Source organism: Variovorax ginsengisoli, from assembly GCF_030811835.1.
GTDB classification, from domain to species: Bacteria; Pseudomonadota; Gammaproteobacteria; order Burkholderiales; family Burkholderiaceae_C; genus Variovorax; species Variovorax ginsengisoli_C.
Genome location: NZ_JAUSRO010000009.1, coordinates 62,131 through 78,861, shown reverse-complemented (window position 1 = coordinate 78,861; position 16,731 = coordinate 62,131). Strand labels below are relative to the sequence as shown.

Sequence of the window (16,731 nt, the reverse complement as noted above, 5' to 3'; positions counted from 1 at the left end):
TGGCCCCTCGCTAGCTGGCACGCAGCTTCAGCACCTCCATCAGCAGCATCAATGCCGGGCTTTTCGGCGCGCCCTTTCTCATCACCAGCTCGTAAGGCTCGCTGCGTGACTTGAGCGTGAGGGCAAGGATTCCGACGAGGCCATTGCGTGAAAAGTAGTTGGCCACGTCATCGGAGACCAATGCCACCAAATTGGTGTTGCGTCTGAGCATGGCGAGCGTGGTCAGTGCCGACGTCGTTTCGATGAGGTGCTGCGGAAAGCGGAGTTGCGCTTCGTGGAACTCGCGCTCCAGCAGCCTGCGCATCGGCATCTGTGCGCGGTAGACCACCCAGCGGCTGTCCTGCAGCGCCCGAAGTTCCACCGCCTTGGCGGACATGGCCGGGTGACCCACGTTGGCGATCGCCGCAAGCGTCTCGTCCTTTACGAACAGGGATTCATAGACGCCCGGGTTGCGGCCCACGGACGAGCGGCAGATCGCCGCGTCGAGCCTTCCGCGCTCAATCAGGCCGAGCAGCGTTTCGCTCGTGTCTTCCACGATTTCCACCGACATGTGCGGTTGCCGCTCGAGCAGACTGGACACCGCATCGGACAGCAGCGGCGCGGCGCCCATGATGGTGCCGAGCGCCAGATGTCCACCCGCGCCGCTGGCAATGGCTTCGAGCTCGAAGCGCAGGTTGTCGATGTCCGACTGGATGAGCCGGGCAAACCGCAATGCGCAGTAGCCGGCCTCGGTCGGGATCAACCCGCGGTTGGTGCGCTTGAACAGCGCCACCTTCAAGGTCACCTCGAGTTCGCGCAGCGCCTTGCTGGCGCCCGGCTGCGTCAAGCCCACCTTGTCGGCGGCACCCAGCAGGGAGCCGCTCTCTTCGATCGCGATGAGCAATCGAAGCTGCTTGGCGTGCAGGCGCGACATCACGGAATTCAGACTGAGAGTGTCGCTCACTATGAATAAAGGCTATATCAGTATGGAAAGCCGTCAGTGTACACAGGCGCCTTCCGTTCCTAGACTTGCGGCCTGCTCACGCAAGTGAGGTGCTCGCAAAAAAGGCAAAAATGGCATTGATCAATTACGTGACCGAGATCCGCTTCGGCGCGGGCTCGCTGAGGGAGCTGAAAGAAGTTTGCGGCAATCTGGGTATTACAAAACCTTTGATCGTGACCGACAAGGGTGTGAGAGCCGTCGGCATCATCGATCAGGTGGTGACGGCGCTCGAACGCCCAGGATTGGATGTGTTCGACGGAACGCCACCCAATCCGTCCGAATCGGCAGTGCGCGCCGGCGTCCAAACCCTGCAGGCCGCAGGCTGCGATGGCATTGTGGCCGTCGGCGGCGGTTCGTCGCTGGACCTTGCCAAGGCCGTGGCCGTGGCTGCGCGCCACGAAGGCCCGCTGCGTCAGTTCGCCCTGATCGAAGGCGGCGCACTCAAGATCACCGCCGCGACGCTTCCCATCATCGCCGTCCCGACCACGGCTGGCACGGGCAGCGAAGTCGGGCGAGGCGCGATCATCATCCTCGACGATGGGCGCAAGGTCGGCATCATCTCGCCGCATGTGATCCCCAAGGTCGCCATCTGTGACCCGGAGCTCACGCTGGGTCTTCCGGCCGGGTTGACTGCCGCCACGGGCATGGATGCAGTCGCGCATTGCATCGAGACCTTCCTGGCACCGGCGTTCAATCCGCCCGCGGACGGCATCGCGCTCGATGGTTTGTGGCGCGCATGGCGTCACATCGAAGTGGCCGTCGCCCACCCGTCCGATATGGAAGCGCGCCTGAACATGATGAGCGCGTCACTGCAGGGCGCATTGGCATTCCAGAAGGGGTTGGGTTGCGTGCACAGCCTGAGCCATTCGCTGGGCGGCATCAATCCCAGGCTGCATCACGGCACGCTGAACGCGATCCTGCTGCCGGCGGTGATCCGCTTCAACCGCGGCGCGGCGTCCGTCGCGGGCGAAAACAAGATTGCACGCTTGTCCCAGGCAATGGGGCTGGCCGAAGACGTCTCGCTGGAGGAGGCGCTGGTTGCCAAATCGCGTGCCCTCAACCTGCCGACGGGCCTGCGCGAATTGGGCGTGTCCGAGGACATGTCCGAGCGCGTCGTCCAAGGCGCACTGGCCGATCACAGCCACCGCACCAACCCGCGTGAAGCCAGCGCCGCAGACTACATGGAGATGTTGCGGCAGTCCATGTGACCGAGACCGCGATCCACACGGGTGACAGCACCTGCGTGCCCACCGATGCATTCGGCGGGCTTTTTTTCGACTGATGAACAGCAGCAACCCAAAACAACGGCGGAGACATGAGCAGTACTTTTCTCAACCATCCAGGCGCAGCAGCCGACAAGGACATCCTGGTCCCCGACGCCGAGCGCAGGCGTGCGCTGATCGGCAGTGCCGTCGGTAGCACCATCGAGTGGTATGACTATTTCCTCTATGGGACGATGTCATCCATCATCTTTGCGAAACAGTTCTTCCCCAGCGGCAACGCGCTGATGAGTCAGATGATGGCCTTGGCCACGTTTGCGCTGGCATTCCTGATCCGGCCGATCGGCGGCGTCATCTTCTCGCACATCGGAGACCGCATCGGGCGCAAGAAGACGCTGGCCATGACGCTTTCGATGATGGGCGTGTCGACTGTGCTGATGGGGCTGCTGCCCAACTATGCGCAGATCGGTATGTTCGCCCCCCTCCTGCTGATCGGGCTGCGCCTGATGCAGGGTCTGGCACTGGGTGGCGAATGGGGCGGCGGCGTGCTGCTGGCGGTGGAGTACTCGCCGCGCCACAAGCGCGGCTTCTACGGCGCCGTACCGCAGACTGGGGCCGTGCTGGGCCTTGCGCTGGGCAACATCATCACCTCGCTGCTGAGCGCGAGCATGAGCGAGGAAGTGTTCCTCTCGTGGGGATGGCGCATCCCGTTCGTGGGTTCGATTGTGCTGGTCATGGTCGGCATGTGGATCCGCAATGCCGTGGGCGAGACGCCTTCGTTCAAGAAGATCCAGGCCACGCGCAGCAGTGCCCCCATTCCGCTCAAGGAAACGCTGCAGCATCACTGGCGCGAAGTGCTGATCGCCATCGGCGCCAAGGCCGTCGAGACCTCGACCTTCTTCCTCTATGCCACATTTACCGTCTCCTACATGATGGACCACGGATTCGCGCGCTCGACGATTCTCAACATCGTGCTTGCGTGTGCGCTCCTCGCCTTCCCGTGCATGCTGTTCTTCGGGTATTTATCGGACCGGATCGGGCGCAAGAACGTGTTCATCGGCGGCAGCGTGGCCTTCCTGCTGTGGATCTTCCCGTATTTCTGGCTGCTGGATCAGAAGTCCGTCTGGGCCGCGGCACTGGCGGTGGGTGTGGGCCTGGGCGTCATCTGGGCCAGCTACGGCGCCATGATCGGCACGCTGCTGGCCGAGGCATTCCCGCCGGCCATCCGCTACACCGGCATGTCGCTGGGCTACCAGATCGGCGCGGCGCTGGTCGGCGGCCCGATGCCATTGATCGCCACGGCGCTGATCGCCTACTTCAGCGGCAGCTATGTGCCCGTGGTGATCTTCCTCGGTGCGTGCGCGCTGGTGTCCATCGTGGCCGTCGGCGTGGCGAAGGATCGCAGCGGCCTGCCGCTGGACGATTGATACGCCGCTGCACCGAATGCGCGGTCTCGCTTATCCCTGACATCGCGATCCGCTGCCCGCCATGCCCATGCGGCGCGGATTGTGTTTCCCAACTTGTTTTCATCCAACGGAGCTTCCCATGCAGATCACCGGAGAAATGCTCATCGGTCAGGCCGCCGTGCGTGGCCTTGCCGGCGCGCAGCAAGCCTTCAACCCGGCGTCGAACGCCGACATCGCCGAACCGACATTCGGCTTCGGCAGCCGCGCGGATGTCGATCGCGCAGCCGCCTTGGCGGCCAGCGCGTTCGACACCTATCGGGGGCTGCCGCTGGAACGTCGTGCAGCCTTCCTCGAAGCGATTGCCGACGAGATCATGGCGCTGGGCGATGCGTTGCTGGAACGCGCCCATGCAGAAAGCGGCCTGCCCATCGCGCGGCTGACGGGCGAGCGTGGCCGCACCACGGGACAATTGCGCCTGTTTGCGCAGGTCGTTCGCGACGGTCATTTCCTGCGCGCCACCATCGACCCGGCGCAGCCCCAACGCCAGCCACTGCCGCGTTCCGACCTGCGCCTGGCCAAGATTCCGCTTGGGCCGGTCGCGGTGTTCGGTGCGAGCAACTTTCCTCTGGCCTTCTCCGTGGCTGGAGGCGATACGGCGGCGGCGCTTGCGGCGGGTGCGCCGGTCATCGTCAAGGCGCACAGCGCGCATCTGGGCACTTCCGAGATGGTGGGGCGCGCCATTCAGAAGGCCGCTAAGCAGCAGGGCATGCCCGAAGGTGTGTTCTCGCTTCTGATCGGCGCCGGCCGCGATATCGGCGAAGCACTGGTGGCGCACCCCGAGATCAAGGCGGTGGGTTTCACCGGCTCGCGCCAGGGCGGCCTTGCACTGCTGCGTATCGCCAACGCCCGCCGCGAGCCGATACCGGTCTACGCAGAGATGAGCAGCATCAATCCGGTGTTCGTGTTGCCGCATGCGCTCGCATCGCGCGCGCCAGCGCTGGCGCAAGGCTTCGTCGATTCACTGGCGCTGGGTGCTGGACAGTTCTGCACGAACCCCGGGCTGGTGCTCGCCATCGACGGCCCGGACCTGGAGCGCTTCGTGAGCGCTGCGGCCAAGGCCTTGAGCGCCAAGCCCGCACAGACGATGCTGACCGCCGGCATCCATGCAGCCTATGAGAGTGCGCGTGCACGGGTGCATGCTGAAGCGGGGCCGCCCGTGGGCCTGGGAGAGGAAGCGGGCGATCAGGTCAATGCCGCGCAGGCCGCGCTCTACGTCACCGACGCGCAGCATCTGCTACAGAGTGAGGCACTGCAGTCGGAGATGTTCGGCCCTGCATCCGTCGTCGTGAAGGCGCGCAGCATCGACGAACTGGCAGAGGTTGCCAATATGCTCGAAGGCCAGCTTACCGCGACCCTGTTGCTGGACGAAGCGGATCACGACGCGGCACGTGCGCTGCTGCCCGTGCTTGAGCGCAAATGCGGACGTATCCTCGCCAACGGATTTCCGACCGGCGTCGAGGTGTGCCATGCCATGGTGCATGGCGGCCCCTTTCCTGCGACCTCGAACGCCATGTACACCTCGGTGGGCGCCAGCGCCATCGACCGCTTCTTGCGTCCGGTCTGCTATCAGGACATTCCTGATGCGCTGCGTCCCGAGGCCGTGCAGAGCGCCAACCCGCTGAAGCTATGGCGACTGATCGACGGTGCGCTGAGCCAGGCCGCCGTGACTTGATGTGCAGGCGATGGGCGTCGCTGTCGTCCATGCACTGACTGTCTCATATCCATTGGTCGATGGTCGATGGTTCAAGCCCATCACAGCCTACCTCTTTAAGCCCCGTCAATCACTATTTGTTTGCTATAAAAATAGCAGCGTAAGATTTTCAGTTTCTGACCGTTGCCAGATGGTTGCCAGAATCTCGTCTCGTGACCAGATTGACCGGTATGAGGATGTGTTTGAAACTCCTTCAGGGCACAGGGCAACTTCGAAAGTTTTTCAATACTGCCGCTTTTGGACTACTTGCATGGGGTGCAACGGGTCGAAGGTTCGAATCCTTTCACACGCCGTGGCCGAACTCGCCGAGCAGGGCTCACCGGCGTTCGAAGCCGCACAGCCAATGCTCTGGCAGTTGCTCAAGGCCGAGACGGCTGAACGCGAGGTGCGCTCGGTGGCGTACCAGTTGAAGCTCGCACGCTTCCCGGTCTACCGGGACCTCACAGGCTTCGACTTCGCGCACAGCGAGGTCAACGAAGCCTTGGTGCGGCAGCTGCACCGATGCGGGTTCATGGAGGACGCCCAGAACGTGGTGTTCGTCGGTGGCCCGGGTACGGGCAAGACCCACATCGCCACGGCACTGGGTGTGCAGGCCATCGAGCATCACCACCGGCGTGTGAGGTTCTTCTCCACGGTCGAACTGGTCGGCGCCGTCGAGCAGGAGAAGGCCAGCGGCAACCAGGGGCACATCGCGCATCGGCTGATGTACGCGGACATGGTGATCCTCGACGAGCTCGTCTACCACAGGCACGACCGCGCGCGAGAATGCCATCGTGCGGTTCTCGGCCGAACTCACGCTTCGGCCCGATTCGCTGTCGCCCGAGCATGTGCAGGCGCTCAAGGCGGTCGGCCTGACGGACATCGAGGTGCTCGACCTGGCCCATTTCGTCGAGCTGTTCGCCTGGGCGTATTACCTGGGCTCAATCTCGGTGAAACGATCTTCTCCGCACCCGCCGCTGCGTAAGGGGCCGTCGATGCGACTGCCCGGCGGCCGGTAGCATCGGCGCATGCACTTCCTTCGACACCGCCGAGCAGCAGCCACTCCGTTCGGATTCTTCGCGTGGCTGCTGTGCCTGTCTTTCTGCCTGGGATCGAGCGCCTCCGCTGCACCCGCGTCGACATCGAGCCCGCTGATCGCCGTGCCCCCGATGCGCTCGCTGGTGACCGATACCAGCGGCGCCCTGACGCCCGCGCAACAGGCGGCACTGCGTGAAAAGCTCGACGACCTGCAGGCGCGCTTGGGGCCACAAGTGGCCGTGCTGGTCGTTCCCACCACGAGTGGCGAGGACATCGCGGGCTATGCCACGCGCGCGTTCGCGCAGTGGCAACTGGGCACGAAGAAGGACAACGACGGCCTGCTGATCCTGGTCGCGCTGAAAGACCGGCGCATGCGCATCGAAGTCGGCCAGGGCCTCGAAAGCCGCGTGCCCGACATCGTTGCTGGCCGCATCATCGACGAGCAGATGGCGCCGCGCTTCCGGCAGTCGGATGTCTACGGAGGCATCGACGCAGCGGTCGATGCGCTGATCGGCCGGCTGGGTGGCAGCACGGTGGTGGGCGGAGCCGAGGTCGGTGACGAATCGCCTGTCATCTCCACCGGAACGCCGACGCAGGATGCGCCGCAGGAACGGCACTTGACACCGTTCGGTTGGGCTGTCCTGGCCGCGTTGGTCGCCGTGCTCGGCTGCAGCAGCTACCGCTGGCGAGCCATGCGCTTCGTGACGGCCGGCCTGGCGGTCATCGTCGCGGCGATCTGGGGCGTGTCGCGCCTCGTTGGCGACGGCGAAAGCGCATTCCTGATTGTGATTGGCGGTAGCTTTGCTGCTGTCTTGGGTTCGTTGATCCTGGGTGTCACCGGCGTCGGCATGCGCGCGGCCTATCGCCGAAGCCGGATCGGCTTCATGGTGCAGTGGCTGATCGTGCTCGGCATCACGGGCTATGTCGCTTACGCCACCGGAGGCGAATTGATACCGATCGCCATTGCGGGGGCGATGTCGATGCTGTTCGTTTTCGCCGCCTCGCTGGGTGGCAATGGCGGTGGCGACAGCAGCGACGACGACGATGACTCGTCGAGCAGTTCATCGAGCAGCAGTTCGTCGTCCAGCAGCAGCGACTCGTCCGGCGGTGGTGGGTCGAGCAGCGGCGGCGGTGCATCGGGAAGCTGGTAGAGCGGTTGCGAAGACGCTCGCGCCGAGCGCTAGATCAGCGCCAGATCCTTGGGCGCGACACCGCATAAGACATGGTCCAGCTGCGCCGGCGACAGCCCGTACATCCGCGTGAACAGGCCGCCGAGCACTGCTGCCAGCTCGCCGGGGCATCGGCTCGATGGGCTGAGTTCTGGTAGGTCCAGCCGTAGGCCCATTCGCGCAACGCCGACTGGATGAATCTCTCGGCCTTGCCGTTGGTCTGCGGTTGACAGGGCCGCATGAAGCTCCCGTGCGCGGCTGCGGCTTGCACGGCATCCAAGCCTTCCAGAATCATCTGCTTGACCATTTCGAGTCGGCGGGCAAAGGTAAGTCGGGCATGCTTGTGGATGCTCATCCCGTTGGGCGTCCTGAGTGGATTGGGTGTTTGGCAACTTCCAGGCTCTCAAACCCAATCCGGATGAACACCGGATACAACCTATTGGAGCTTCACAGCTGGCACTGCGACCGCATCGAACTGCACGATCGCCCGCAATGCAGGATCGATTCGCTCGATGCTTTCGACGAAGTACCTTCACGTCAACGGCACCGCACGGTGCGTGCTCCGACCTGCGTGGCCGGGTGTCGCACGGTCCAGCCACACAGCGGTTCGTCGTTCAGGCTGGCCGCGCGAACAAGGCGGCCAGCGCCGGAGACACGCCATGCACCACCCGGCCGCCCGTGGCGCCCAAGCTGCCGCGGCGTGCGCGCGGCAACTGCAGCGAGGCCATGGCCTGCGCCAGCACAATGGCACAGCCGATGCCGTCGAGCAGCGGCACCGGGACCTGCGGTTGCAGCAGGTCGGCCATCGACGCCATCGCCGCGCCGGCCAGCAGCACGGCCTCGGCTCCGTCGCGTTCGACCAGGCGATGCACGCCGGCCAGCACGGCTGCCCGGACCTGTTCAGGCGTCTCGAAGGTTTGCTGCGGTGTCACGTCCAGCGCTTCGACGCCGGCCAGGCGCGTGCCCAGCCCGTGTGACTCGATCAGTTCGCGGTACAGCGGCCCCATGCGCGCGCCGTAGGTGAGCACGCCAATGCGCGTGGCCACTGTCGCTCCGCACAGCAGGCCCGCCTCGGTCATGCCGACCACTGGCATTGCGAGCAGTTCTCGGCAGGCCCAGAGTGCGGTGTCGAGCGAAACACCGAGCACGACCGCATCGCAGCCGTCGGCGTGGCGCGCCACCAGCTCCAGCACGCCGTGCTGTGCCAGCGCATTCTCCGCGCGCGAACCGATCACCTGCGGGCCGAAGTCGCCGGTGACAGCGACCAGCTCGGTACCCGGTCGCGCCCGCATGCGCGCAGCGGCCAGGACGGCATCGGTCACGGCCTGCGTCATGTTCGGATTGACAAGCAGGAGTTTCATGCGCGGGTCTGCGTGGGTACGTGGGCGATCCAGTGCCGCGCGATCTGCTCCCGCGTCGCGCACCACGCACCCTGCCGCTGCGCGATGTGCGCCAGCAACTGGGCCAGGCCGTTGATGCGGCCGGGCCGACCGATGATGCGCGTGTGCAGGCCGATGGACATCATCCTCGGCGCGTGGCGCGACTCTGCCAGCAGGCATTCGAAGGCGTCGATCGCGTAATCGGCGAACTCGCTGCCGCGCACGTAGGCAAAGCTGTCAAAGAAGCGCATGTCGTTGGTGTCGAAGGCATAGGGCAGTACCAGGCGCGGTGCGCCGCCGACATCGACGTAGTAGGGAAGGTCGTCGTTGTAGGCGTCGCTGTCATAGAGAAAGCCGCCGTGCTCGGCCAGCAGCCTCCGCGTGTTCACCGAGGCCGACGATTTGGTGTGCCAGCCGACTGGCGCGCGGCCGTGCAGGCGGCGGATGGTGTTGACGCTGCGGGCGATGACTGCGCGCTCTTCGTCCTCTGTCATCCCCGCATGCGATTCCCAGCGCCAGCCGTGGCAGCAGACCTCGAAGCCCTGTGCGGCCGCGTCCTCGGCGATCCACGGCGTGGCCTCCAGCGCACGGGCGCAGGCGTTGAGCGTGAGCGGCACGCCGGCGTCCATCAGCATGCGGGTGATGCGCCAATAGCCGACGCGCGCGCCGTACTCGAAGTTGCTTTCCATGCAAAGGTCGGGCGCGCCGACCACCTCGTGGTTGACCTCGTGCCGGCTTTCGTTGCGGGCGTCGCCGGCGCTCAGCGCGAGCTCGGCGCCTTCCTCCACGTTCAGAACGAAGGACACAGCCAGGCCGGCATCACCGGGCCAGCGCAGGGCAGGGTACTTCCAGCGGTAGCCGGAGAAGTCGCGAGCGTACGGGTTCGTCATGGGAGTCGAGATGCGTAAGTGTCAGGCGCCACCAACGTCGCCAGGCCTTCGCGGTGGATCTTCTCCACCGCATCCAGCATCGGGCCCATCTCGGCCTCGGCCGCTGCATAGAGCGGGCGAAGCTCGGTGAAGTCGTGCTCGATCTCGCGAAGCAACGCCGCCTCGTCGATGCGCGTGAGCGCGCCGCCCTCGATCACGACCTTCCCGGCCACCATCGACAAACTCAACCCCGCACCGCGCTCGGCATACACGAGCTGGCGCACGGGATCGTTGAACGGCGTGAAGGTCACGGTGCCGGTGCGGTAGGCCACCAGATCGGCGATGGCGCCGACGCGCACCGAACCGAGTTGTTCGCCAAAGCCCAGCGCGCGCCCGCCGGCCAGCGTGCCCGCGTGCAGCGCCTCGTGCGCGGAGAGCCACCGTGTGTGTTCATCGCCGCGCAGTTTCGACACGGCAGCCGCGCTGCCCAGCACGTTGAGCATGTTGACGGTCACGGTCGAGCAGGTGCCGTCGGAGCCCAGGCTCACGTTGACGCCCGCGTCGAGCAACTCGCGCACGGGCTGCACGCCGGAGCCCAGCAGCAGGTTGCTCCACGGGTTGTGCTGCGCGGTGGCGCCGGTGCGCGCCAGCGCGTCGATCTCGCGCGGGTTGAGCCACACGGCGTGGATCAGGCTGGTGGCCGGCTTCAGGAAGCCGATGCGGTCAAGGTACTCGACCATCGGGCAGCCGAAGAAGAGCTGCCCGGTCACGACCTGCAGCCGTGTCTCCTGCACATGCGTGATCACCGGCAGCGCCAGGTCGTCGGCCAGCCCGCGCACAGCCTGCAGGAAGGGCTCAGTGCAGCGCTGCGGCGCCGAGGCCGACACCAGCACGCCGACGCGGTTGGACTGCGGGTGGCGTTCGCGCGCCAGGTCGCGCACCAGGGCCAGCTGGGCCTCGGGTGCCGGTCGGGACGCGGCGCGCAGTTCGACCGCCAGTGCGGCTGGCACATGCTTTTCGACGAAGGGAAAGTTGTCGACGATGGGCTTGTCCATCATCGCGAAGCCGACCAGCGCGCGGATGCCCACGTCATCGTAGGCCTGCAAGGCCGCGTCGATGCGCTCGCGGTCGATGGCCGCACCCAGGGCGGTGTCGTCGACCAGCGTGGTGCAGCCGGTGCGCAGCGACTCGATGGCGCCGATCATCGTGCGCAGGTAGACCTGGCGCGGCGTCAGCTTCACCGGCGTGCGGGTGCGCACCAGGTGCATCCACAGTTCGAGCGGCAGGTTTTCCGTACGCCCGCGCTGGAAATGCTCGTGCGAATGCTGGTGCCCGTTCACGAGGCCGGGAACCAGCAGGTGGTCGCGCAGGTCGATCACCTGGTCCGCCGCGCCCAGCGTGCCGACGGCCTCGATGGCAGCGATGCGGTCGCCTTCGATTAGCACGTCGCGCAGTTGCCCGTCGAAAGTCAATGTGTCGCCGAGCAGCGCGCGTGCGTTGCGCAGCAGGGTTCGCTTCTTGCTGTTCTTGTTCATCTCATTGCTCCTGAATCCACGAAAGGACGACCCCCATGACCTGCTCCGATGGCCCCGAAGACGATGCGCGCTGGATGCAGCTCGCACTGGCCGAGGCGCGCGACGCCCACGCCCGCGGCGACTGGCCGACCGGTGCGGTGCTGGTGAAGAATGGGCAATTGCTCGGCCGAGGGCAGAACCGCCAGGTCACGCGCGGCGATGTCACGGCGCATGCCGAACCGGAGGCGTTGCGCGATGCCTTCGCGCAGCACGGGCCCGATGCGGCCCGCGGCGCCACGCTCTATTGCACGATGGAACCATGCCCGATGTGCGCCGGTGCGCTCAAGCTCGGCGGCATCCGCAGCCTGGTGCTGGGCCTGCGCCATGCGCGGCTGCGGCGCACCGACCTCGGCGACTACAGCATCGAGGCCTTCTGCCACATGACCGGCTTCGACCTCGAACTGCGCGACGGCGTGCGCGAGGACGAGTACCTCGCGCTGCGCCTGCGCTGGGGCGGCGACGCCGTGCGACCGGCCTGACGCCATCGCGTGCATCAGCGGAAGTGGCGCGAGATGCCGGCCACGCGCTCCATCACCACCATCAGCACCAGCGTCGCGGCGATCAGCACGCCCGACACCGCCGCGGCGCGCACGTCGAGGTTGGATTCGATGATGTGCCACATGCGGATCGGCAGCACTTCGCTGCGTGCGTCCGACAGGAAGAGCGACACCGCCACGTTGTCGAAGGAATACATGAAGCCGATGAAGGCGCCGGCCGCGATGCCGCGCGCGATCAGCGGCAGCGTGATGGTGCGGAACACGTAGAAGGGCCGGGCGCCGAGCGAGCGTGCGCTCTCCAGCAGGCTGCCGTCCATCTGCAGCAGGCTCGCCGCAGTGGTGCGCAAAACGTAAGGGGTGGTGATGGCCACGTGGCCGATTACCAGCGTGCCGAAGGACAGGCCCGTGCCCGCCAGGTTGAACAGCATCAGCAGCGACAGGCCGATGGCCAGCGCAGGCAGCATCAGCGGCGACAGCAGCACCGATTCGGCGACACGTGCCCAGGCCTCGCGCCGCCGCGCCAGTGCCAGCGCGGCGGCCACGGCCAGCACGATCGAGATGCCAGTCGCGATGGCGGCCAGCTGGATCGACAGCACGAAGGCATCGATGAGCTCGGGCGACTCGTGCCACAGCGCCTGGTACCAGCGGCTCGAATAACCGGGCGGCGGGAACTTCAGCGAATAGCCGCTGGTGAAGGAGGTGATGATCACGACAACCGTGGGCGCCAGCAGCAGCACGCCGGCGAACAGGCCGAGCAGGCCGAACACCCACCAGAACGATCGGCGCTCGATGACGCCGCGCAGCGACTCCGCCGCGCGCGGGTGGTTGCCAATGCGATCGCGCAGCGACCCCGAGACGAATTCTTCAGGCATGCACAAACCCCTTGCTGCGGCGCCCCAGCGCGTTGATGGCCACGACCACGGCCAGCACGCACACCAGCAGCAGCATCGCGATGGCGGCGGCGAAGGGGTAGTTGTTGGCCTGGATGGCCTGCTGGTACATGTAGAAGGGCATGAACATCTGCTGCCCGCCGCCCACCAGCGTCTGCGTGACGAAGGCGCTCACGCTGGACGCGAAGACCAGCAGCGAACCCGCCAGCAGGCCCGGCATCGACAGCGGCAGCGTCACTTGCCAGAAGGTGCGCCAGTGGCCCGCGCCGAGCGCGAGCGAGGCCTGGCGCAGGTTGGGGTCGAGGTTCATCAGCGCGGTAATGAGCGGCAGCACCATCAGCGGCAGCTCGATCTGCGCGAGCGCGATGGCCACCGCACCGGGCGTGTAGAGCAGCTTGATCGGCTCCGCGATCAGTCCGAGGTCGAGCAGGGCGGTGTTGATGATCCCCTGGCGGCCGAGGATCACCACCCACGCGAAGGTGCGAACCACCGAACTGGTGAGCAGCGGCAGGATGATCAGCAGCATGAGCGGCCCCTGCCAGCGGCCCGGCGCCTGCGTGTACAGGTAGGCCAGCGGAAAGCCGATCAGGATCGTCAGCACCGTGACCTTCAGCCCGAGCCACAGCGTGTTGCCGAGCACGGCCAGGTTGAAGCCGTCGGTGAGGAACTTGGCGTACTGGCCGACGCCGGCCTGCGTCATGCCCGCGTCGTCGTGCAGGCTGACCCACGCCAGCAGCAGCATCGGCGCCAGCACGAAGGCAACGAAGAAGAGACCGAGCGGCAGCGCCAGCGGCAGGGCAGAGCCGTTGCGCGACGAGGCGGTGGAGGGGGCCATGGCGCTCATGTGTCAGCCCGCGAAGACACCGGCCGGCGAACCCGGGCGCAGGCGTACGCCGACCCGGTCGCCGGCCGCGTAGCGGTGCAGTTCGGCATTGCGCGGCTGCGTCACCTTGACCGTGCTGCCGTTGGCCATCGACAGCTCGTACACCAGCGACGGCCCGAGCGGCAGCACCATCTCGACGGTGGCGGGCAGGGCATCGTCCGCGGGGGCGCCGAGTGCGAGGTGTTCGGGCCGCGCCGCGACCACGACGTTGCCCACCCGCGAACAGGGCGCGGGGCGTGCCAGGGCGAGCGAGCCGCCGCCATCGCAGGCCACCGCGAAGCCGCGCTCGCCGATGAGCGAGAGCCGGCCGTTCAGCATGTTGGCGGTCCCGATGAAGGTGGCGACGAAGAGGGTCGCCGGGCGGTCGTAGATGGCTTCGGGCGTGTCGAACTGCTCCACGCGTCCGGCATTCATCACGGCGATGCGGTCGGCCATCGACATGGCCTCGTCCTGGTCGTGCGTGACGAGCAGGGTGGTGATGCCCAGCTCGCGCTGGATGCGCTTGATCTCGATCTGCATGTCCAGACGCAGGTTCTTGTCGAGCGCGGCGAAGGGTTCGTCGAGCAGCAGCACGCGCGGCCGAACGGCCAGCGTGCGGGCCAGCGCCACGCGCTGCTGCTGGCCGCCAGAGAGCTCGCGCGGGTAGCGCTTGCCGAAGGCGTCCATGCGGACCATCGCCAGCATCTCGGCGGCCGTGCGGCGCACCTCGCCTGCCGCCACGCCGCGTGCGCGCAGGCCGTAGCCCACGTTGGCCTCGACCGTCATGTGGGGAAAGAGCGCGTAGTTCTGGAACACGATGCCCGCGCCGCGCTCGTTGGTGGGCAGCGCATCGACCACTTCGGCGCCGATGCGCACGGCGCCGCCGGTCTGGCGCAGCAGGCCGGCCACGATGCGCAGCAGCGTGGTTTTGCCGCAGCCGCTGGGGCCGAGCAAGGCGACCAGTTCGCCGGCCGGGATGTCGAGCGACACCGACTCGACCGCGGTGGCGCCGGCATAGCGGTGATGGATCTCGTCGAGAACGACGTCGACGCCGGGCGCGCGAACGGGAGCTTGCATGCGTGAACAACCTGCTGGCGCAGCGCCGGGATGGGCCGCGATGCCTTCCACAACTCAAGAAGCGTGCCACACAGGGATCGATCTGGTTGCAGCTCTCCGTGGGCACAAACCGCCATCAAATTGGACACAATCACACGATGGGTTGTGCACAAATGGTGCGAGCCGTGTCAAATTAGCGCATGGGTGCGCACCGTCGTGGTGGTCGTTCTCCCGTCGAACAGGGCCTCACGGGCGAGCGCTTCCGTGGCACGAAGATTGCGCACAGCCGACGTGCCTGGACCCCAGGTTTTGTTGCACAAAGGATTTCCATGAGCACGTCACTGTCCCGCCGCCAACTGCTGCAGAGGGCCGCCGGCATCGGCGCCGCCCACTTGGCGCTGCACGCCGGCCTCTCGCATGCGCAGGCCAAGTCGATCTCCGCGACCACCTACCCGGGCGCCTGGGAATCGGCGCACCGCGCCATCCTGCTGCCGGCCTTCGCCAAAGCCACCGGCGCATCGACCAACCTCGTGTCTTCGCTGGCGGTTGACACCGTGTCGAAGGTGGTGGCGTCCAAGGCCAATCCGCCCTTCGACGTCATCATCCTGGACGAAGGCCCCTACCTGGCTGCACTGTCGCAGGACATCTTCGAGAAGATCCCGGCCGACAAGATGCCCTACCTGAAGGACGTGCCGAGCAAGCTGGTCGACCCGCGCGGCCTCGGCGTCTTCGTCTCGGGCCAGATCATCGGCATCGCCTACAACACCGAGAAGATCAAGAACCCGCCGCGCTCCTGGAACGACCTGCTCAAGCCCGAGTACAAGGGCCGCGTCGGCTTGGCGGGCATGGGCTCGACGCTGATGTCAGCGTGGATGGTCGAGATCGCGCGCCTCAACGGCGGCAGCGAGGAAAACCTCGAGCCGGCCTTCGCCTTCGTGAAGAAGCTGATGCCCAACGTGAGCGCAGTGGCCAGCAACCCGGGCTCGCTGGCCACGCTGTTCCAGCAGGGGCAGATCGACATCTCGGTCCACTACAACAACAACGTGGGCGACCTGCAGGGCAAGGGCGTGCCTGTCGCGCTGGCCAAGCCGGACACCGGCTGGATCCACATCAAGAGCGTGATGCACATCGTGAAGAACACGAAGAACCCCGACCTCGCCGCGGCCTACATCAACGCGGCGCTCAGCCCCGAGGTGCAGACGCAGATGGCCGCCGCGCCGTACTTCGTCGCGCCGGTGAGCACCAAGGCGGTCTTCAGCCCCGGTCTGCAGGCCTATGCCAAGAACATGGCCGACATCGAGGCCATGAACGGCGTCGACTGGGCCAAGCTCAACCCGCGCCGCGCGGAATACATCGACCGCTTCAACCGGGAAGTCAAAGTCTGAGGGTGAGCGGAGAGTCCACGTGCTGCGCCAGGTGCTGACGCGCGCGTCGGCCTTTTGAGACGCGTTGTGTAGAGTGGGGTGCACCGGATCATTCGATCCGTTCTCGAGAGGAAACCCATGCACCTCGAAGGCTCCTGCCATTGCCGCGCCGTCCGCTTCTCGCTCGACGCCGACAGCCCGGTCCCGTTCATGCACTGCCATTGCTCGATCTGCCGCAAGACGGCCGGCGGTGGCGGCTATGCGATCAACCTGGGCGGCGACGCCCGCACCCTGAAGGTCAAGGGGGAAAAGCACCTGGGCACCTACCACGCGGTGATGCGCGAGGAGGGAAAGCGTGCCACCCGCTCGAAGGCCGAGCGCCGCTTCTGCCTGAAATGCGGCAGCGCGCTGTGGCTGTGGGACCCGCGCTGGCCCGAGCTGATCCATCCACATGCCTCGGCCATCGACACGCCGCTGCCCAAGCCGCCCGAGGTGGTCGAGGCGGCGCTCGACTTTGCCGCCGATTGGGAGGACGTGCCCAAGGGCCGGGGCCACAAGCACTTCGCACGCTTTCCATCCGAATCGCTGGCGGAGTGGCACCAGCGGCACGGGCTGGAGGGCCAGGGGTGAAGCGGCAAGAGGTTGTTTCTTGACGAGTTGAGTCTGGACATGGCG

Annotated in this window: 15 protein-coding genes and 2 pseudogenes; 9 read left to right on the top strand and 8 right to left on the bottom strand. The window is 66.3% G+C overall.

Annotated elements, in window-relative coordinates:
* Nucleotides 1-10: 10 nt before the first annotated feature.
* Nucleotides 11-913, bottom strand: a complete 903-nt coding sequence (locus J2W36_RS15130) for a LysR family transcriptional regulator (RefSeq protein WP_307690571.1) — start codon at nt 911-913, stop codon at nt 11-13.
* Between the two features lie 140 nt (nt 914-1,053).
* On the opposite strand from J2W36_RS15130, the gene gbd reads away from it, so the two are divergent.
* From gbd to J2W36_RS15100, 6 genes and pseudogenes are all read left to right on the top strand, one after another.
* Nucleotides 1,054-2,190 carry a 4-hydroxybutyrate dehydrogenase gene (gene gbd / locus J2W36_RS15125; protein ID WP_307690737.1) on the top strand — a complete coding sequence of 379 codons (1,137 nt, stop codon included), beginning with the start codon at nt 1,054-1,056 and terminating at the stop codon, nt 2,188-2,190.
* 107 nt (nt 2,191-2,297) lie between these two features.
* The gene (locus J2W36_RS15120) at nt 2,298-3,629 is read left to right on the top strand and encodes an MFS transporter (RefSeq protein ID WP_307690570.1); all 1,332 of its coding nucleotides are present in this window, start codon (nt 2,298-2,300) and stop codon (nt 3,627-3,629) included.
* 118 nt (nt 3,630-3,747) lie between these two features.
* Nucleotides 3,748-5,340, top strand: a complete 1,593-nt coding sequence (locus tag J2W36_RS15115; RefSeq protein ID WP_307690569.1) for an aldehyde dehydrogenase (NADP(+)) — start codon at nt 3,748-3,750, stop codon at nt 5,338-5,340.
* Nucleotides 5,341-5,629: 289 nt separating this feature from the next.
* Nucleotides 5,630-6,121 (top strand): annotated as a pseudogene (locus tag J2W36_RS15110) (ATP-binding protein); the annotation flags it as partial.
* Nucleotides 6,122-6,152: 31 nt separating this feature from the next.
* A complete protein-coding gene (locus tag J2W36_RS15105; protein WP_307690743.1) occupies nt 6,153-6,377 on the top strand; it encodes a carboxymuconolactone decarboxylase family protein in 225 nt (74 codons plus the stop codon).
* Between the two features lie 9 nt (nt 6,378-6,386).
* Entirely contained in the window at nt 6,387-7,547 is a 1,161-nt protein-coding gene (locus J2W36_RS15100; protein WP_307690568.1) for a TPM domain-containing protein, read from the top strand.
* A 133-nt stretch (nt 7,548-7,680) separates the two neighbouring features.
* Here J2W36_RS15100 and J2W36_RS15095 read toward each other — a convergent pair.
* From J2W36_RS15095 to J2W36_RS15080, 4 genes and pseudogenes are all read right to left on the bottom strand, one after another.
* A pseudogene (locus tag J2W36_RS15095) lies at nt 7,681-7,803 on the bottom strand (IS481 family transposase); the annotation flags it as partial.
* 376 nt (nt 7,804-8,179) lie between these two features.
* Nucleotides 8,180-8,926, bottom strand: coding sequence for an aspartate/glutamate racemase family protein (locus J2W36_RS15090; protein ID WP_307690567.1), 747 nt, complete (start codon nt 8,924-8,926; stop codon nt 8,180-8,182).
* On the bottom strand, nt 8,923-9,834 hold the full coding sequence (locus J2W36_RS15085) for a polysaccharide deacetylase family protein (RefSeq protein ID WP_307690566.1): 912 nt from the start codon (nt 9,832-9,834) through the stop codon (nt 8,923-8,925). The genes J2W36_RS15090 and J2W36_RS15085 overlap by 4 nt, the downstream gene beginning before the upstream one ends.
* A complete protein-coding gene (locus tag J2W36_RS15080; protein ID WP_307690565.1) occupies nt 9,831-11,348 on the bottom strand; it encodes an amidohydrolase family protein in 1,518 nt (505 codons plus the stop codon). The genes J2W36_RS15085 and J2W36_RS15080 overlap by 4 nt, the downstream gene beginning before the upstream one ends.
* A 35-nt stretch (nt 11,349-11,383) precedes the next feature.
* On the opposite strand from J2W36_RS15080, the gene J2W36_RS15075 reads away from it, so the two are divergent.
* Complete coding sequence (locus J2W36_RS15075) at nt 11,384-11,866, top strand: nucleoside deaminase (RefSeq protein WP_307690564.1); 483 nt, start codon at nt 11,384-11,386, stop codon at nt 11,864-11,866.
* 14 nt (nt 11,867-11,880) lie between these two features.
* On the opposite strand, the gene J2W36_RS15070 is transcribed toward J2W36_RS15075, so the two are convergent.
* Genes J2W36_RS15070 through J2W36_RS15060 form a run of 3 tightly spaced genes read right to left on the bottom strand, consistent with a single transcriptional unit; the run spans nt 11,881 to nt 14,713 of the window.
* Nucleotides 11,881-12,756, bottom strand: coding sequence for an ABC transporter permease (locus J2W36_RS15070; RefSeq protein ID WP_307690563.1), 876 nt, complete (start codon nt 12,754-12,756; stop codon nt 11,881-11,883).
* A complete protein-coding gene (locus tag J2W36_RS15065; RefSeq protein WP_307690562.1) occupies nt 12,749-13,609 on the bottom strand; it encodes an ABC transporter permease in 861 nt (286 codons plus the stop codon). The genes J2W36_RS15070 and J2W36_RS15065 overlap by 8 nt, the downstream gene beginning before the upstream one ends.
* A 12-nt stretch (nt 13,610-13,621) precedes the next feature.
* Entirely contained in the window at nt 13,622-14,713 is a 1,092-nt protein-coding gene (locus tag J2W36_RS15060; protein ID WP_307690561.1) for an ABC transporter ATP-binding protein, read from the bottom strand.
* A 308-nt stretch (nt 14,714-15,021) separates the two neighbouring features.
* Between J2W36_RS15060 and J2W36_RS15055 the strand changes: the two genes are divergently transcribed.
* Both J2W36_RS15055 and J2W36_RS15050 read left to right on the top strand, forming a co-directional pair.
* Nucleotides 15,022-16,077 (top strand): ABC transporter substrate-binding protein, encoded by a 1,056-nt coding sequence (locus J2W36_RS15055; RefSeq protein WP_307690560.1) that lies wholly within the window; start codon nt 15,022-15,024, stop codon nt 16,075-16,077.
* Between the two features lie 117 nt (nt 16,078-16,194).
* Nucleotides 16,195-16,686 (top strand): GFA family protein, encoded by a 492-nt coding sequence (locus J2W36_RS15050; protein ID WP_307690559.1) that lies wholly within the window; start codon nt 16,195-16,197, stop codon nt 16,684-16,686.
* Nucleotides 16,687-16,731 lie beyond the last annotated feature (45 nt).

What these genes read in the sequence shown, in the direction of transcription:
- J2W36_RS15130 (WP_307690571.1), bottom strand. Translation starts at nt 913, where the DNA reads ATGTCGCGCCTGCACGCCAAGCAGCTTCGATTGCTCATCGCGATCGAA.
- gbd (WP_307690737.1), top strand. Translation starts at nt 1,054, where the DNA reads ATGGCATTGATCAATTACGTGACCGAGATCCGCTTCGGCGCGGGCTCG.
- J2W36_RS15120 (WP_307690570.1), top strand. Translation starts at nt 2,298, where the DNA reads ATGAGCAGTACTTTTCTCAACCATCCAGGCGCAGCAGCCGACAAGGAC.
- J2W36_RS15115 (WP_307690569.1), top strand. Translation starts at nt 3,748, where the DNA reads ATGCAGATCACCGGAGAAATGCTCATCGGTCAGGCCGCCGTGCGTGGC.
- J2W36_RS15100 (WP_307690568.1), top strand. Translation starts at nt 6,387, where the DNA reads ATGCACTTCCTTCGACACCGCCGAGCAGCAGCCACTCCGTTCGGATTC.
- J2W36_RS15090 (WP_307690567.1), bottom strand. Translation starts at nt 8,926, where the DNA reads ATGAAACTCCTGCTTGTCAATCCGAACATGACGCAGGCCGTGACCGAT.
- J2W36_RS15085 (WP_307690566.1), bottom strand. Translation starts at nt 9,834, where the DNA reads ATGACGAACCCGTACGCTCGCGACTTCTCCGGCTACCGCTGGAAGTAC.
- J2W36_RS15080 (WP_307690565.1), bottom strand. Translation starts at nt 11,348, where the DNA reads ATGAACAAGAACAGCAAGAAGCGAACCCTGCTGCGCAACGCACGCGCG.
- J2W36_RS15075 (WP_307690564.1), top strand. Translation starts at nt 11,384, where the DNA reads ATGACCTGCTCCGATGGCCCCGAAGACGATGCGCGCTGGATGCAGCTC.
- J2W36_RS15070 (WP_307690563.1), bottom strand. Translation starts at nt 12,756, where the DNA reads ATGCCTGAAGAATTCGTCTCGGGGTCGCTGCGCGATCGCATTGGCAAC.
- J2W36_RS15065 (WP_307690562.1), bottom strand. Translation starts at nt 13,609, where the DNA reads ATGGCCCCCTCCACCGCCTCGTCGCGCAACGGCTCTGCCCTGCCGCTG.
- J2W36_RS15060 (WP_307690561.1), bottom strand. Translation starts at nt 14,713, where the DNA reads ATGCAAGCTCCCGTTCGCGCGCCCGGCGTCGACGTCGTTCTCGACGAG.
- J2W36_RS15055 (WP_307690560.1), top strand. Translation starts at nt 15,022, where the DNA reads ATGAGCACGTCACTGTCCCGCCGCCAACTGCTGCAGAGGGCCGCCGGC.
- J2W36_RS15050 (WP_307690559.1), top strand. Translation starts at nt 16,195, where the DNA reads ATGCACCTCGAAGGCTCCTGCCATTGCCGCGCCGTCCGCTTCTCGCTC.